This window comes from Photorhabdus sp. S10-54 (assembly GCF_963878145.1).
GTDB lineage: Bacteria > Pseudomonadota > Gammaproteobacteria > Enterobacterales > Enterobacteriaceae > Photorhabdus > Photorhabdus kayaii.
This window is the reverse complement of record NZ_CAWNXG010000043.1, coordinates 22159-39200: the sequence shown is the minus strand read 5'-3', so window position 1 is coordinate 39200 and position 17042 is coordinate 22159. Positions and strand designations below refer to the sequence as shown.

The window sequence follows — 17042 nt, the reverse complement described above, 5'->3', positions numbered from 1 at the left end:
TCTCTGCCCGACCTCACAATGTTTATCAGCGTTGTGTCGGTCAGTGGTGGCGCATTATAGGGCGTTCTTTGGCGCTGGCAAGCGTTTATTTGAAAAAAACTTTTATTCGCGGATTTTTTCAACAAAATGATGATATAAAGAACAAAAAACCTATTTTTTGATGCCTTTAATTGCTTTAGGTAAGTCTGCAAGACTATTTATTATCAAATTAGCCGCTTGTTCAGCTTCAGTGTTAACGGGTTTACCTGTACGAACTAATACCTTAGTGCCAATTTTTGCCAGCGTCGCGACTTGCATATCTTCGAGTTTGTCACCAATCATAAAAGAAGCTGTCATATCGATACCAAGCTCCCTCTGCGCATCCAGCAACATACCCGGCTGCGGTTTACGGCAGTCACAACTCTTCTTATATTGCTCTTCAGTTGCATCTGGGTGATGAGGGCAATAATAGATGCCATCCAAATCCACACCACGGTCTGCTAGCGACCAATCCATCCATTCCGTCAGTTGCAAAAACTGCTCTTCATCGAAAATTCCACGGGCAATACCTGACTGGTTTGTGACTAACACCAGTGCATACCCCATCTTTTTCAATTCAATCATGGCTTCAATGACACCATCGATAAATTGAAAATCATCTATTTCATGTACATAACCATGATCGATATTTATTGTTCCGTCACGATCTAAAAATACGGCAGGAATACCTTGTGTCACCCGATTGCTCCAAAAATGCAAGAAGCCCCCAGTATCGCACGATTTAGCCATGAATGAGAATGCAGCAATTAATTTATTCATAGTTGACTTAGACGTCTAGACACCTTAACATCCGATTTAACAGGTGGTTTGCTTTCTCAAAAATGTTCAAGCTATCAATTTTCAAAATTTTTATAAAAATAAATAAGAATAAAAATGATAAAACTGTTACATATCAATAAAATATTCCAGCAGGGTGCCCATTCTATTAACGCGCTTTCAGATATCAGCCTGCATGTTCCGCAAGGGCAAATTTACGGTGTTATTGGCTCATCCGGCGCAGGTAAAAGTACACTAATTCGCTGTGTAAATATGCTTGAGCGTCCAACTTCCGGGCAAGTATTGGTTAATGGTCAGGATTTAACTATCTTGTCTGATAGTGATTTAACTCGTGCACGTCGTCGTATCGGCATGATTTTCCAGCACTTCAATTTGCTGTCTTCAAGAACAGTGTTTGGCAACATAGCTTTACCTTTGGAATTGGATAACATTCCAAAGGCCGAAATCAAAAAACGGGTAGACGAGTTATTAGAGCTTGTTGGTCTTAAAGATAAGCATGATGCCTATCCAGCAAATCTCTCTGGCGGACAGAAGCAACGTGTTGCTATTGCCCGTGCCCTAGCTAATTCACCTAAAGTACTTTTATGTGATGAAGCAACCAGCGCTCTAGATCCTGCAACAACTCGTTCTATTCTAGAATTATTGAAAGATATTAATCGCCGTTTGGGGCTAACTATTCTGTTAATTACACATGAAATGGATGTCGTCAAACGTATTTGTGACCAAGTAGCCGTTATCAGTGGCGGACAACTGATTGAACAAGACATTGTTAGTGAAGTATTCTCTCATCCCAAGACACCTATCGCTCAGGCATTTATTCAGTCAACTTTGCATCTGGATGTCCCCGAAGATTATGTACAAAAAATGCAAAGCCACCCAGCACCAAATCTTAGTCCATTATTGAAATTAGAGTTCACCGGTCAATCTGTAGATGCCCCACTGATTTCAATGGCGGTACGTCGTTTTGATATTGATATGAATATATTAAGTTCTCAAATCGACTATGCCGGTGGCGTAAAATTTGGTGTGATGTTAGCAGAATTACACGGTGAAAATGGTGGCGTTGAGTCAACGATTAAATTTTTACAAGATCATCATGTGAAAGTAGAGGTTCTTGGTTATGTCTGAAGGAATGATTTTATTACTGGCTAAAGGCGTCTGGGAAACTCTAGTAATGACTTTTGTTTCTGGTTTCTTTGGCTTCATTATCGGGCTGCCGATAGGTGTATTGCTATATGTCACCCGTCCCGATCAAATTATGGAAAATAGTAAACTCTATCGTTTTCTTTCAGCGGTAGTTAATATTTTCCGTTCTATCCCATTTATTATTTTACTGGTGTGGATGATTCCTTTTACCAGGCTAATTGTGGGAACATCGATCGGTTTACAGGCTGCCATTGTCCCATTAACCATAGGTGCTGCACCATTTATTGCTCGTATGGTGGAAAATGCTTTATTAGAAATTCCATCGGGACTAATTGAAGCTGCTAGAGCCATGGGAGCAACCCCATTCCAGATTATAAAGAAAATTCTGTTACCTGAAGCATTACCTGGTTTGCTCAATGCAGCCACAATTACCCTCATAACTTTAGTCGGTTATTCTGCAATGGGAGGTGCTGTAGGTGCAGGCGGATTAGGCCAGATTGGTTACCAATACGGATATATCGGCTATAATGCAACAGTAATGAATACCGTATTAGTGTTACTGGTTATTTTAGTTTATTTAATTCAATTAAGTGGTGACCATTTAGTTAAGGCCACAACACGTAAATAACAAGATTATTTTAATAGCAGTACCTGTGTCGGTGCTAATAAATCAGTATTCTATAGGGGTAAAGTATGTCTGTTAAATTAAAAACCATCGCAACTATCAGCGCTCTTTTAGGCTCATTAATTCTGTCTGGCTGCGGGCAAGAAAAACAAGATCCAAACCATATTAAAGTAGGCGTTATCGTTGGTGCAGAACAGGAAGTGGCTGAAATTGCAAAAAAAGTCGCTAAAGATAAATATGGTCTTGATGTAGAACTGGTAACCTTTAATGATTTTGTATTGCCAAACGAAGCACTGAGCAAAGGCGATATTGATCTGAATGCATACCAGCACAAACCCTATATGGATCAGCAAATCAAAGATCGTGGCTATAAGATGGTCACAGTTGGCAACTCTTTTGTTTATCCAATTGCGGGTTATTCCAAAAAAATTAAATCTCTGGATGAATTGCAGGATGGTTCCCAAATTGCGTTACCAAACGATCCAACGAACTTAGGCCGCTCTTTATTACTGTTGCAGAAACAAAGTTTAATTAAATTAAAAGATAGCATAGGCTTATTACCAACGGTTCTAGACGTTGTTGAAAATCCTAAGAATTTAAAACTAGTCGAATTGGAAGCACCACAATTGCCACGTTCACTGGATGATCAAAAAATTGCTCTGGCAATCATTAATACAACCTATGCAAGCCAGATTGGTCTGACTCCAGCAAAAGATGGTTTATTTGTTGAAGATAAAGATTCTCCCTATGTAAACCTACTGGTTAGTAGAGAAGATAATAAAGATGCTGAAAATGTTAAGAAATTCGTTAAGGCATATCAATCAGACGAAGTTGATGAAGCTGCCAATAAGATCTTTAATGGTGGCGCAGTGAAAGGTTGGTAATCTTTCATATTACGTTCATCGATATTAGAATAATCAGGCGGACAGGTTGTCCGCCTGATTTATTATGGCATCATGTTTTCGGTATTTTTTGTTAACCTGATCGATTCGCTTAACTCTAACAGTAAAAATTCGAGGATCTATCATGCGTAGGCTACTTGCCTCTTTACTAGCACTGTCCATAACTGGATGTTCAGTACAACAAACAACATTTCCTGACTCTTCCCAGTTATCAGATATGAGGCACACAAAACTATCAACCGGAGAGAAAAAACATTTCTCTTCATCCGTAAAGTTATATACCAAGAGTGAAGAATTATTAGGTGTCTTATTTAAAGATTTAGGGATTGTTTCTGGTCAATCGTGTCGTAGTTCCTTACAGGATCCACCAGCAAATATCACCGTGGCTCGCAACCAGATGATAACCAAAGCAGCTTATTTGAATGCTAACGCTGTTTTATTGCATCAATGCGAAATATTATCAGGCCAAGGATGCTACCAGATAGCAATATGTGAAGGCTCAGCCCTGCTTATCACCCAATGACCGATTTCCATTTCACGCAGATAGGGGTTATCCACTCCCCTTATAAAGAAAAATTTGCCGTTCCCCGCCAACCAGGTCTTATTGAAGATGGTGGAGGGAAACTGGTACTTCTTCCTCCCTATAATCAACCGGATGCAGTTCGTGGTCTGGAACAATTTAGTCATCTGTGGGTTATTTTCATCTTCCATCAAACAATAGAAGGCGGCTGGAAGCCAATGGTGCGTCCTCCTCGTTTAGGTGGCAATGCAAAAATGGGCGTATTCGCAACCCGCTCGACTTTTCGGCCTAATCCAATTGGCATGTCTCTGATTGAACTTAGAGGGATCGAATACAGGAAAGGTCGAGTTACTCTGGAACTGGGTAGCCTGGATTTAATTGATGGTACGCCTGTTATCGATATTAAGCCTTATCTACCTTTCGCTGAATGTCAGCCTCATGCAATGGCGGGTTTTGCGCAGCAAGCCCCTTCTACCGATATGGAAGTGGTATTTTCGCCTACCGCTGAGCAACAGCTAATCTCAATTCAAAATATTTATCCAAATTTACGCCGTTTTATCAGTCAAGTTTTAGCCCAGGATCCTCGTCCTGCTTACCGGAGAAGAGAACAGGAAAATCGGGAGTATGCTGCTCATTTACTGGATTTTAATGTGCGCTGGAAAATATGTGGCACATTGACCGAAGTGGTCTCTATAGATCCCCATTAAAAATCAGCATATACCCTTTTGGCATCTTAAACTCACTGGTAGACTAAAGGCTTATTTTCGTTTTTTTATTGGCTGGCAAATTTCTGCCAGTCAGAAGCAATTTGCTGCTCTAATGGAACCTAACAATGCGTACTAGCCAATATCTGCTCTCTACATTAAAAGAGACTCCTGCCGATGCGGAGGTTGTCAGCCATAAGCTGATGCTTCGTGCGGGCATGATCCGTAAGCTCGCTTCAGGTCTGTACAATTGGATGCCTACAGGTATCCGTGTACTCAAAAAAGTCGAAAAAATTGTTCGAGAAGAGATGAACAATACCGGAGCGATTGAAATATCTATGCCTGTCGTACAACCGGCAGATCTATGGCAAGAAAGTGGCCGCTGGGAACAATATGGTCCAGAGTTACTGCGTTTTGTTGACCGAGGTGATCGTCCTTTTGTACTAGGTCCAACTCATGAAGAGGTCATCACTGATCTGATCCGCAATGAAGTCAGCTCATATAAGCAGTTACCCCTGACTCTATTCCAGATCCAGACTAAATTTCGCGATGAAGTTCGCCCTCGTTTTGGCGTGATGCGCTCCCGTGAATTCCTAATGAAAGATGCTTACTCTTTCCATGCTACCCAAGCATCATTACAAGAAACTTATGACAACATGTATGAAGCCTACAGCAAAATTTTTACCCGTATAGGTTTGGATTTTCGTGCTGTTCTGGCTGATACCGGTTCCATCGGTGGTAGTGCTTCTCATGAATTTCAGGTTCTGGCAGCCAGTGGAGAAGATGATATCGTCTTCTCCACTGAATCCAATTACGCAGCCAATATTGAATTAGCTGAAGCTGTTGCCCCCGCTCATGATCGCGCAGTACCAACAAAAGAGATGCATCTGGTAGATACTCCAAACGCAAAAACAATTGCTGAACTGGTTGAGCAATTCAATCTGCCAATTGAGAAAACAGTTAAAACCCTGATGGTTCACGCAGCAGAAGGAACAAGTCATAAATTGATCGCCTTACTGGTTCGCGGCGACCATGAACTTAATGAAATCAAAGCAGAGAAATTATCTCTAGTTGCCAGCCCACTGGCTTTTGCCACCGAAGAAGAAATTCGCTCAATTGTTGGTGCAGGCCCAGGTTCATTGGGACCTGTCAATCTGCCAATACCCGTTATTATTGATCGCAGTGTGGCAGTGATGAGTGATTTTGGCGCAGGTGCCAATATCGATGACAAACACTATTTCGGTATCAACTGGGAACGCGATCTACCGGTACCAGAAGTTGCTGATATCCGTAATGTTGTTGAAGGTGATGCCAGCCCGGATGGTAAAGGTACATTGCTCATCAAACGTGGTATTGAAGTGGGCCATATCTTCCAGCTTGGCACCAAATATTCTGATGCCATGAAAGCGACTGTTCAAGGCGAAGACGGCCACAATCAGATAGTCACTATGGGCTGTTATGGTATTGGCGTCACTCGTATTGTCGCCGCAGCGATTGAACAAAATCACGATGACAGCGGTATCATCTGGCCTGATGCAATTGCACCATTCCAAGTTGCTATTTTGCCAATGAATATGCACAAGTCATACCGTGTTAAAGAAGTTGCAGAGAAACTGTATGCCGATCTACGCGCTAGCGGTATTGATGTTATTTTTGATGATCGCAAGGAACGCCCAGGCGTGATGTTTGCCGATATGGAGCTTATCGGTGTACCACACACTGTCGTTATTGGTGACCGTAATCTTGATAATGGCGAAGTAGAATATAAACATCGCCGCGATGATGAAAAACAGATGCTGAAACTAGACGATGTTGTTGATTACCTGAAGCAACAACTTGGTTGTTAATTAGGATTTTTCAGTCACTTATTGAATAGTATGGTGATAATGGTCATGTCGCAACAGAGGATTTTACGCTTCTTAGCCCATTATCACCATTCATACTGAAGCTAAAATTATTTCTTCATATTACAAGATTTCGATTTATCGAAATGGATTTTACCCGTCTGAATCAGGGCAGGATCAAATTGCCCATCTTCCATTGAAGGACGGACGCTGTAATAGCCTTCAACTTCAACATAAACCGGCGTTCCACCTTCCACACCGACTTGATGATAGCCTTGCTCCAAATCCAGACTTTCCGTTACAGCATACCGCTTACCTGTACTACAATCTGTAAACAAAGCAGCATCAGCCATATAACTGTATTCACCCGCCAGTTTCTTCGGTTTTACCCGTTGCAGTTCATAATTGAATGATGATTCAATTTTATTGCCTTCAATATCCAGCATTACCAAGTTTTCACCTTTCAACAGATAATAAGATTTCTGGTCGTCTGATTTTGTCAGGCGAATTTTCTCTCCATCTTTAGCCCATAGACCGGATTCAAAGAACGACTGGTCACCATCACGAGCGCCAATATAAGTTTGTTCCAGAATATAAGTACCGTCATTATCCAATAACAGTGTGGTATCAATACCAGAACAATCAGCGCAAGGAAGAGCACCATGAAAAGTCTGATCTACTGGCTGTGAACTCATTTGCTGTGCTGAGTTACCTTTACATCCCATCAAAGCAGATACGCCCACAGCAACTAACGCTGTCAAAAGTTTTTTATTCACATTTATCTCCACACAGTATAGTGAGTTCTATAATTCTCATCTTATAAGTAACACAAGGAACATAGCGATTATTCAAGCTTAATAGCGTAAATACTGTCCTTCTTAAGGATGTTACTCAATAATAGCAAAATAATGTGGGCCGATTTTAATACTTCTGTCAGGAACTTGCTGTGAAATAAGACTTTTATTTACTTACTGTTCAGAATGAATAACCAAAGTTATTCATTAATCACGATTGATTTCCTGTGCTATAGTCATTAATAGTGCTTTTGAGTTACAATTTTTAACAACCACGGGCGGCAATAACCGCCACTAACCATAGTGGTGAGCGAATATGTCTATAAATACTGAATATCAACCAATTAACTGTGACGACTACGACAATCTTGAGTCAACTTGCCAACATCAGCTCCACCTCCACATAAAGTTGCGGGGTGGGGAAGTTATTGAAGGAAAAGCCTGTGATTTGGTTTTAAGAAAAAAAGTTGAATACTTGATAATTGAAACAGAAGGTAAACCCCGTGAATTGCGGTTAGATCATATTGCTAGTTTCAGTCACCCTAAAATTGGCACTATTATTATTGAACACTCTGAATCTTGATAGAAAACAGCCGCCTTTGGCGGCTTAACTTTTTATTTTAACAGCGTTTTATGCCAGTTAATTGTTAACATCTCTCTTCCTTCTACCGCTTCACTTTCCTTGGTAACAAAAATACCTAACGCCGCTATCAATTGTTCGTTGTAATAAAGCAATGGAATTCGCTCTCTAAGCCACGGAGCAACCCCAAGCTCTTGCCACAATTTTTTACTATGCCGGGAGTGTTGACGCCCCACAATACTTATCATTCCCTGGACACCAAAGCGAATAGTCACTCGTTCATTATCAGCCGGGGCCCTTACTTGAATACCACAATCAGAAATATTCAATTCTCCTAAGCGATCAGGTAATACCAAAGTATTGCAAATATCCCACTCAAGAATAGTCTCTCTCAAAGATTGCCACTGAGGAACCAACCAGAGTTTTTGCTTATAACGGCGTACATCATATTTACCAAATTGTAGCCGAGGCTCAGCATCAGTACGAGCCAGAGCCACCTCATACCAAAGCCGGTTAAGCTGCTCTCGTGAAGGCATTTTCATTTCATGGTAACCAAACCAACGGCGTAACAAAGCATTTCGTTTGGCTTCTGAACATACAGCCAAAGACGAAATACCCAAAGCACCATCTTGGGTTATCAGCTCTTTCAAAGACTCATTCAGTAATTCATCTAGAAGCTGTTCTTGTTCACCACATAAACTTGCACTACGAGCAGCAACTTGAGGGAAATGCGGCCAACGTTGATTTAGTAACGGCATAATATGTAAGCGCAGAAAATTTCTGTCATAACGATCATCTTGATTACTGTCGTCTTCAATCCAATCCAGACGATGTTTACTGGCATACATTTCCAATTCATTCCGGCTATAGTCAAGTAATGGACGTAACAATAATGTATCAGCAAATACAGCGATTGAAGGCATAGAAGCAAGACCTGCCGGACCACTACCTCGCTTTAATGCCAGTAAAAAAGTTTCCGCCTGATCATCAAGATGTTGAGCTGTTACCAAAACTTCGTCTTTTTGTAATTCGCGCTTGAATACCTGATATCGAGCATCACGAGCAGCAGCCTCAATCCCCTTTTGACGAGCATCTATCGTTACTCTTGCAGAATGAAACTCCACTTGCCAGTCATCACAGATCAGCTGACAATGTTCAATCCACTGATCTGCTTTTAGGTTTAAACCGTGGTGAATATGTATTGCCCTTAGTTGAATTTCCTGATTATGTTGATTACGCCAATTAACCAACAAATGAAGCAAAACCGAGGAATCTAACCCACCACTGAATCCAACCAGGATTTTCTTATATTCACCAAGCTGTTTAGCCAAAGTGACAAATAGTCTCTCATTAATGTTTGTCATTACAGATTCAAGCGTTCTCTAATGTGCAATAATATGAATTTGTTATCGCCTATTTTATTCAGTTTAAGATCACTACCCGTTAATAAGGTTTTCCGTCACTTTCATTAAAAATACAAAATAAATAAAGAAAGCAGAAACAGTAGGGGATGGAAGTAGCTGAAATTTATCAGTTACAATCATTTCCATCCCTCCATTCAAACAATGAGTTCAGATATCAACAATAACCATATTGCATCAAACGCTGATATCGGCGATTGATTAACTCTTCAGATGTCAAATGATCAAGCTCTGCCAGGTCAATCAACAACTGAGCTTTCAACGACGTGGATATTGCTTCATAGTCACGATGAGCGCCACCTAATGGCTCTGAAATCACAGAATCGATCAATTCCAGTTCTTTCAAACGAGGTGCAGTTATCCCCATTGCTTCTGCCGCCAAAGGTGCTTTTTCCGCGCTTTTCCACAAAATTGAGGCACAACCTTCTGGGGAGATAACAGAATAAGTACTATATTGCAACATATTCACTTTATCACCAACACCAATCGCCAGTGCTCCACCAGAGCCACCTTCACCAATCACAGTACAAATAACAGGCACAGACAGACGGGACATTTCACGCAAGTTGCGAGCTATCGCCTCAGATTGACCACGCTCTTCTGCACCAACCCCTGGATATGCACCAGGAGTATCAATGAAAGTAATAATTGGCAGTTTAAAACGCTCGGCCATTTCCATCAGGCGCAAAGCCTTACGATAACCTTCTGGCGCTGGCATACCGAAATTACGGCGAATTTTTTCTTTGGTTTCACGGCCTTTTTGGTGACCAATCACCATCACTGGACGTCCATCAATACGAGCCAGACCACCTACAATTGCTTTGTCATCAGCATAAGCACGATCACCAGCAAGCTCGTCAAAATCAGTAAAAATATGCTGAACATAGTCCAACGTATAAGGACGACGTGGGTGACGAGCAAGCTGAGCAATTTGCCAGGCACCTAAATCTGAAAAAATTTTGCGAGTCAATTCCAGACTTTTTTCCCGCAAACGTTGTATTTCTTCATCCAGATTTATATCTAATTTTTCACCTTGACGGCTAACTGCGGTTAGCGAATCAATTTTCGCTTCCAGCTCGGCAATCGGCTGTTCAAATTCAAGAAAATTCAGACTCATAACATTCCTAATTTTAGTCAAATTCTAATTCTACCTGCTCATTACCCAGCAGAGTTCGCAAATCTGTCAGAAGGTTATCCGTTGGCGTTACCCTCCACGTCGCGCCAAATCTTAAACGGGCGCGGGCGTCTTCCCTCTGGTAATAAAGATGAACCGGTATCGTTCCCGAACGATGTGGTTCCAATGCACTACGAAGACGGCTCAACAATTGATCATCAATTTGCCTGTCTGACAGCGAGATAGCAAGCCCACGCGCATATTTTTCACGCGCTTCACTAATATCCATTAATTCACGGGCTGTCATTTTAAGACCGCCATTGAAATCATCAAAGCTGACCTGACCTGTAACGATTAATATCCGGTCTTGTTCTAGCAAATGCCGATATTTCTCCAAGGCATCGGAAAATAACATAACTTCTAGACGTCCTGAACGATCATCTAAAGTACAAATACCAATCCGGTTACCTCGTTTGGTTATAATCACTTTGGATGCTAACACCAAACCTATCACAGTCGTTACTTGACCGCGCGGGGTTGGATTCACATCTTTTAACCTCAATCCACTAGTATAGCGCTCAATTTCTTTTAAATAACGGGTGATAGGATGCCCAGTTAAATAGAGACCCAGTGTTTCCCGTTCACCATCAAGAACAATCTGTTCCGGCCATTGAGAAATATTGGCATAAGAGCGTTCCACTTCTTCTGGCGCTTCAGCTAATACACCAAACATATCAGTCTGACCAGTAGCTTCTGCTTTAGCATGTTGATCTGCCGCTTTTAGCGCATCTTCCAACGAGGACATCAGTGCTGCACGGTGCGGCCCTAAACGGTCAAATGCCCCTGACATGATCAGTTTTTCCATCACTCGGCGATTTAACTTCTTGGTGTCAACGCGGGCACATAAATCAAACAGTTCTCTAAAATAACCATCTTTCTGACGAGCTTCGATGATCGCTTCAATCGGCCCTTCACCTACCCCTTTAATTGCGCCGATTCCATATACGATCTCCCCATCATCATTAACGTGGAAATGATACAAACCACTATTAATATCAGGTGGTAAGATTTTCAGCCCCATGCGCCAGCATTCATCAATCAACCCAACGACTTTTTCTGTATTATCCATATCAGCAGTCATCACCGCAGCCATGAATTCAGCCGGGTAATGCGCTTTCAACCATAAAGTCTGGTAAGAAACCAAGGCATACGCAGCAGAGTGAGATTTGTTAAATCCATAACCGGCAAACTTCTCTACTAGGTCAAAGATTTTCATTGCCAGTTCGCCATTAACACCCAGTTTCTTTGCACCTTCTTCAAAGACAGAACGCTGCTTAGCCATCTCCTCCGGCTTTTTCTTACCCATCGCCCGTCGGAGCATATCTGCACCACCGAGAGTATATCCCGCCAGCACCTGAGCAATCTGCATCACTTGTTCTTGATAAAGGATGATGCCGTAAGTTGGCTCCAACACAGGCTGTAAAGATTCGTGCTGCCACTGTATATCTGGGTATGAGAGCTCTTCCCGGCCATGTTTGCGATCAATGAAATTATCCACCATGCCTGATTGCAAGGGACCTGGACGGAATAAAGCGACAAGTGCGATCATATCTTCGAAGCAGTCGGGACGCAGACGTTTAATCAGATCCTTCATACCACGGGATTCAAGCTGAAATACCGCTGTTGTTTCAGCGCGTTGCAACATATCAAAGCTTTTAGCATCGTTCAGCGGAATCGCTGCAATATCAATCGGCTCTAGACCTTTCTTCGCTCTACGCGCGTTGATCATCTCCAATGCCCAGTTGATAATGGTCAGTGTCCTCAGTCCGAGGAAGTCAAATTTCACCAACCCTGCATATTCCACATCGTTTTTATCAAACTGAGTAACCGGGTTCAAACCTTCCGGGTCACAATAGAGGGGCGAAAAATCGGTGATCTTAGTTGGGGCGATAACTACCCCACCCGCATGTTTCCCTGCATTACGAGTGACACCTTCCAATTTACGCGCCATATCTATCAGTGCTTTAACTTCCTCATCCGCTTCATAGATTTCAGGAAGTTGTGGCTCCGCGGCAAATGCTTTCTCCAACGTCATACCGGGATCAAGCGGTATCAATTTGGAAATCCTATCAACAAATCCGTATGGATGCCCTAGCACACGGCCAACATCCCGAATTACCGCTTTCGCTGCCATTGTACCGAATGTAATGATCTGAGATACGGCATTACGACCATACATATCAGCCACATGATCAATCACTAGATCGCGTTTTTCCATACAAAAATCGACGTCAAAATCGGGCATGGAAACACGTTCAGGGTTAAGGAATCGTTCAAATAGCAGATCAAATTCCAAAGGATCGAGATCGGTTATTTTTAGGGCATAAGCCACCAGAGAACCTGCTCCCGAACCACGCCCTGGACCAACAGGAACACCGTTGTCTTTCGACCACTGAATGAATTCCATCACGATCAGGAAGTAGCCCGGGAATCCCATCTGGTTGATAACCCGAAGTTCAATATCGAGTCTCTCATCATATTCAGGACGTTTTTCTGCGCGTACTTTAGGATCCGGATAGAGAAATGCTAAACGTTCTTCCAACCCTTGTTTAGATCTATCTATCAGATAATCTTCAGTACTCATTTCTCCCGTAGGGAATTGCGGCAGGAAATATTCACCAAGGCGAATAGTGACATTACAGCGCTTAGCAATTTCTACACTGTTTTCCAGCGCTTCAGGAATATCAGCGAATAGCTCACACATTTCCTGTTCACTACGCAGATATTGCTGAGGACTGTAATTTTTCGGACGTTTAGGGTCAGCCAAGGTATAGCCATCATGAATCGCTACGCGAATCTCATGAGCATCGAAATCTTCGCTATCAATGAAACAAACCTCATTAGTTGCAACAACAGGCAGGCTTTTTTCCGTTGCCAATGCAACCGCCGCATGAAGATAACTTTCTTCATCTGCACGGCCAGTACGAATCAGCTCCAAATAATAACAGCCGGGAAAATGTTCCTGATAAAACTCAAGGCATTGGTCCACCATAGCCTGATTACCACGTAACAGGAATTTACCCACATCCCCCATACGACCACCGGAGAGCAGAATTAGCCCTTCTTTATGGTTTATCAGCCATTCCTGTTTAATTGTCGGACCAATCGCACCATATCCCTTCTGATAAGCCTCTGATATCAGCAATGTCAGGTTATGGTAACCCGTATTATTGCGCGCAAGAATGGTCAGGCTAGCGTGCTCATCACCAAGCAGTTCACTTTCTACATAAAAATCAGCACCAATAATCGGTTTTATTCCTGCTCCATGAGCACTGCCGTAAAATCTTACCAGTCCACACAAATTAGTAAAATCAGTGATCGCAAAAGCCGGCATACCTAATTGCGCAACCTTTTTCACTAAAGGGCTGGTTTTGGCTAAGCCATCAATCATTGAATAGTCGCTGTGAACACGTAAGTGCACAAAACGGGGTTCGGCCATATATTTATCCAGATGATATTAATTTGAAGAATAGCTATATTCAGTCAACAAGTTTATTTAAGGCCAATTGCTCTCTTAACCGGCGCAAAACTTTTACGATGATGTTCTGTCGCTCCCAACCGAACCAACTTTTCTAAATGAAATGCCGTCGGGTAGCCTTTATGCTTAGCAAATCCATATTCGGGAAACAGTTGATCAAGTTCAGCCATTTCCCGATCTCTGGTAACTTTCGCCACAATAGAAGCGGCACTGATTTCAGCAACCAGTCCATCGCCTTTTATCACCGCTTGTGCCGGCATAGGCAATTTAGGGCAACGGTTACCATCAATCAGCACATATTCAGGAGAAATAGGCAAATTAGCCACAGCCCTTTGCATCGCAAGCATAGTTGCATGCAGGATATTCAATTGATCAATTTCTGCCGGCTCTGCACGCCCCAAGCTCCAGCACAATGCTTTTTCTGTGATCTCCAGATACAGTGCCTCGCGGCGTTTTTCACTAAGTTTTTTAGAATCAGCCAAACCAACTATCGGCTGTAATGGATCTAAAATAACAGCCGCAGTCACAACCGCCCCCACTAATGGACCTCGACCAACTTCATCAACTCCAGCAATCAAACTTGCCTGAGGATATATAAATTCCATCATTTTCCTGCCAATTCCAACACGGCTTGTGCTGCCTGTTCATCAGCATTACAACGAATGCTTTCATGCAAATGTAAAAATGTCTGTTTCAATACTTCAACTTTTTCACTGCCTTGTAGTAACGGCAACAACTCATCTGCCAGTTTTTGCGGCTGACATTTTTCCTGCAATAATTCTTTAACTAACTCTTCACCGGATAATAAGTTAGGCAATGAAACATAAGGCGTTTTTACCAGGCGTTTTGCCAACCAGAAAGTCAATGGCTTCATCCGATAACCAACTACCATTGGACATTTTGCCAACATACATTCCAGAGCAGCAGTACCTGAGGCCAAAAGTGCAGCATCACTTGCGATCATGATTTCTCTCGCTTTGCCATCCACAAGATGAACATTCAGCTCTGGCGCAACTTCTTGCTTAATGCGCTCAAATTGTTCACGCCGTTTAGCATTCACCAACGGCACAAATACATGCAGATCAGGTATGTTTCGCTTCAATAACTGAGCAGTTTTAAGAAAATCCGCACTCAGCATCTCAACCTCAGAATGACGACTCCCCGGCAATAAAGCCAAGCAAATAGACTCTGGCAGAATACCTAATAGCTCACGTGCCGTCACTTTATTGGGTTGCAATGGCATAGCATCCGCCATGGTATGTCCAATAAACCGGCACGGAACATTAAACTTATCGTAAAACGCTTTTTCAAAAGGTAAGAAAGCCAGAACCATATCTGTGGCTTTACCAATTTTGAAAACACGTTTCTGCCGCCAAGCCCATACCGACGGACTAACATAATGAATGGTGCGGATGCCCCGCTGTTTTAACCGACCTTCTAGAGTAATATTGAAATCCGGCGCATCAATGCCCACAAACACATCAGGTTTTAGTTCCGTGAAACGGGTTGTCAGATCCTTACGTATTTTCAGTAAACGAGGCAAACGTTCGAGAACTTCGACAACCCCCATTACTGCTAGCTCTTCCATCTCATACCAAGCTTCACAACCTTCAGCCTGCATAAGAGGGCCTGCCACACCAACAAAACGGGCATTAGGTACTTTAGCTTTTAATGCACGAATTAAACCTGCTCCAAGGATATCACCGGAGGTTTCTCCGGCGATTAATCCAATAGTCAACGGACGCAGACTATCAATAGAAGAAATGGTAGCCAAAGGGGTATCCTTCATCTACTTAACGGACAATGCCACGGGTAGAATTTGCCAGAAAATCGCTGAAGATTTTTACATGCTGATTATTTTCAGCCAGCTCAGCAATTTCTTGTTGTGCTTCTTCTAACGTTTTTCCGTTACGATACAAAATCTTGTACGCATTTCTAATTGCATTCAATGAATCTTTATCAAAACCACGGCGTTTCAGGCCTTCAACATTAGTGCCAAAAGGTGTTGCATGATTCCCCTGAGCAATAACGTATGGCGGAATATCCTGTACCACGCCGGAACACCCGCCCACCATAGCATGAGAGCCAATCTGACAAAACTGATGAATCGCACTCATACCACCAATGATGACATAATCACCCAGGATAACATGCCCCCCCAAAGTACCATTATTAGCAATGACACAACGATCACCGACAATACAGTCATGAGCAATATGGGCATTAATCATCAACAAATTATCATTACCGATTTTCGTTACACCGCCACCCTGCACAGTGCCACGATGAATGGTGACACTTTCGCGGATACGGTTACGATCACCAATTTCAACTCGGGTTGGTTCACCGTGATATTTCAGGTCCTGATTCATTTCGCCAATAGAAGCAAACTGAAAAATCTGGTTATCACGGCCGATTTTGGTTATTCCATTGACAACAACATGAGACTTCAGCTCTGTACTTTCGCCAATTTCAACCTGAGAACCAATACAACAAAACGGCCCAATACGAACATTGGCACCAATAACCGCACCATCTTCTACAATAGCGCTAGGATGTATATAAGCGGTTTCATCAATCATGGGCTAAACCTCACGACGGCGAGCACACATCATTTCTGCTTCGCAAGCTATTTCTCCATCGACTTTCGCTACGCCTCTACAACGCGCAACCCCTCGACGCTCCTTAATAAATTCTACTTCTAATATCATTTGATCCCCAGGCACTACCGGGCGTTTAAAGCGGGCACCATCGATAGCGGCAAAATAATAGAGCTCATTTGGCTCTAGCTTGCCCACACTCCTAAATGCCAGAATTCCGGTAGCCTGCGCCATAGCTTCAAGGATCAGAACGCCTGGGAAAATAGGTTTGCCGGGAAAATGCCCCTGAAAGAAGGGTTCGTTAAAAGATACGTTTTTTACTGCACGTAAGAATTTACCTTCCTCAAAATCAAGCACGCGATCCACTAATAAAAACGGATAACGATGTGGAAGTAGATCTAAAATTTCTTCAATGTGCAGAGTATGATTATCACTCAT

The 17042-nt window shown here is 42.5% G+C and carries 16 protein-coding genes; 7 read left to right on the top strand and 9 right to left on the bottom strand.

Annotated elements, in window-relative coordinates:
- Window positions 1–150 precede the first annotated feature (150 nt).
- Window positions 151–717 (bottom strand): D-glycero-beta-D-manno-heptose 1,7-bisphosphate 7-phosphatase, encoded by a 567-nt coding sequence (gene gmhB, locus AACQ83_RS18965; protein WP_112879168.1) that lies wholly within the window; start codon window positions 715–717, stop codon window positions 151–153.
- Between the two features lie 195 nt (window positions 718–912).
- On the opposite strand from gmhB, the gene metN reads away from it, so the two are divergent.
- The 6 genes from metN (at window position 913) to proS (ending at window position 6560) form a co-directional block, all read left to right on the top strand.
- On the top strand, window positions 913–1944 hold the full coding sequence (metN, locus tag AACQ83_RS18960) for a methionine ABC transporter ATP-binding protein MetN (protein ID WP_112879165.1): 1032 nt from the start codon (window positions 913–915) through the stop codon (window positions 1942–1944).
- Window positions 1937–2590 (top strand): methionine ABC transporter permease MetI, encoded by a 654-nt coding sequence (locus tag AACQ83_RS18955; protein ID WP_112879164.1) that lies wholly within the window; start codon window positions 1937–1939, stop codon window positions 2588–2590. Before metN ends, AACQ83_RS18955 begins: the two co-directional genes overlap by 8 nt.
- 65 nt (window positions 2591–2655) lie before the next feature.
- Entirely contained in the window at window positions 2656–3471 is an 816-nt protein-coding gene (locus AACQ83_RS18950; protein ID WP_112879163.1) for a MetQ/NlpA family lipoprotein, read from the top strand.
- Window positions 3472–3613: 142 nt separating this feature from the next.
- Complete coding sequence (gene rcsF, locus AACQ83_RS18945) at window positions 3614–4012, top strand: Rcs stress response system protein RcsF (protein WP_112879162.1); 399 nt, start codon at window positions 3614–3616, stop codon at window positions 4010–4012.
- Window positions 4009–4716 (top strand): tRNA (N6-threonylcarbamoyladenosine(37)-N6)-methyltransferase TrmO, encoded by a 708-nt coding sequence (gene tsaA / locus AACQ83_RS18940; RefSeq protein ID WP_112879161.1) that lies wholly within the window; start codon window positions 4009–4011, stop codon window positions 4714–4716. The genes rcsF and tsaA overlap by 4 nt, the downstream gene beginning before the upstream one ends.
- A 125-nt stretch (window positions 4717–4841) precedes the next feature.
- Window positions 4842–6560, top strand: coding sequence for a proline--tRNA ligase (gene proS / locus AACQ83_RS18935; RefSeq protein ID WP_112879160.1), 1719 nt, complete (start codon window positions 4842–4844; stop codon window positions 6558–6560).
- Between the two features lie 107 nt (window positions 6561–6667).
- Here the strand turns inward: proS and nlpE are convergent, their stop codons facing one another.
- Complete coding sequence (gene nlpE / locus AACQ83_RS18930) at window positions 6668–7333, bottom strand: envelope stress response activation lipoprotein NlpE (protein WP_112879159.1); 666 nt, start codon at window positions 7331–7333, stop codon at window positions 6668–6670.
- Window positions 7334–7667: 334 nt separating this feature from the next.
- Here nlpE and rof point away from each other — a divergent pair, with 334 nt between their 5' ends.
- Window positions 7668–7934: a Rho-binding antiterminator gene (rof, locus tag AACQ83_RS18925; protein WP_112879158.1), complete on the top strand. Its 267-nt coding sequence runs from the start codon at window positions 7668–7670 to the stop codon at window positions 7932–7934.
- A gap of 32 nt (window positions 7935–7966) precedes the next feature.
- Here rof and tilS read toward each other — a convergent pair whose 3' ends face one another.
- From tilS to fabZ, 7 genes are all read right to left on the bottom strand, one after another.
- A complete protein-coding gene (tilS, locus tag AACQ83_RS18920) occupies window positions 7967–9295 on the bottom strand; it encodes a tRNA lysidine(34) synthetase TilS (protein WP_112879157.1) in 1329 nt (442 codons plus the stop codon).
- 214 nt (window positions 9296–9509) lie between these two features.
- On the bottom strand, window positions 9510–10469 hold the full coding sequence (accA, locus tag AACQ83_RS18915) for an acetyl-CoA carboxylase carboxyl transferase subunit alpha (protein WP_112879156.1): 960 nt from the start codon (window positions 10467–10469) through the stop codon (window positions 9510–9512).
- 13 nt (window positions 10470–10482) lie between these two features.
- Window positions 10483–13965 carry a DNA polymerase III subunit alpha gene (dnaE, locus tag AACQ83_RS18910; RefSeq protein WP_112879155.1) on the bottom strand — a complete coding sequence of 1161 codons (3483 nt, stop codon included), beginning with the start codon at window positions 13963–13965 and terminating at the stop codon, window positions 10483–10485.
- A 53-nt stretch (window positions 13966–14018) separates the two neighbouring features.
- The gene (rnhB, locus tag AACQ83_RS18905; RefSeq protein WP_112879154.1) at window positions 14019–14612 is read right to left on the bottom strand and encodes a ribonuclease HII; all 594 of its coding nucleotides are present in this window, start codon (window positions 14610–14612) and stop codon (window positions 14019–14021) included.
- Entirely contained in the window at window positions 14609–15793 is a 1185-nt protein-coding gene (gene lpxB / locus AACQ83_RS18900; RefSeq protein WP_112879153.1) for a lipid-A-disaccharide synthase, read from the bottom strand. Before lpxB ends, rnhB begins: the two co-directional genes overlap by 4 nt.
- Window positions 15794–15797: 4 nt before the next feature.
- The gene (gene lpxA / locus AACQ83_RS18895) at window positions 15798–16586 is read right to left on the bottom strand and encodes an acyl-ACP--UDP-N-acetylglucosamine O-acyltransferase (protein WP_112879152.1); all 789 of its coding nucleotides are present in this window, start codon (window positions 16584–16586) and stop codon (window positions 15798–15800) included.
- A gap of 3 nt (window positions 16587–16589) precedes the next feature.
- Window positions 16590–17042 carry a 3-hydroxyacyl-ACP dehydratase FabZ gene (fabZ, locus tag AACQ83_RS18890; protein WP_011145059.1) on the bottom strand — a complete coding sequence of 151 codons (453 nt, stop codon included), beginning with the start codon at window positions 17040–17042 and terminating at the stop codon, window positions 16590–16592.